Annotated in this window: 1 protein-coding gene; it reads right to left on the minus strand. The window is 32.3% G+C overall.

The genetic code is table 11. From position 1 onward, the window contains the following. The coding region (locus tag R0K30_RS23920) for a hypothetical protein (protein WP_410613572.1) at positions 1–229 on the minus strand (229 nt) is incomplete at both ends.

Consider the following 229-nt stretch of genomic DNA (forward strand, 5'->3'; position numbering starts at 1 on the left):
CTCCTAAAATAATTACATTGTCAAAAAATAAATGTAGAGAAAGATCATCATCATGACGATGGTAATTTGAAAGATGAGTACATTTGAATATTAAATGAAATGTCTTATCGGTGACAGTTTTTCCTCTTAGGATTACATAACCAGAAGCGGAGTAATCTAAGATATCCAGAGTATTTTTCTGTAAGTATTTTAATCCGCTATCTTTGCCTCTAGTATCGCCAAGCATAGG

This window comes from Bacillus sp. SIMBA_154 (assembly GCF_046536015.1).
Taxonomy (GTDB): domain Bacteria; phylum Bacillota; class Bacilli; order Bacillales; family Bacillaceae; genus Bacillus; species Bacillus pumilus_P.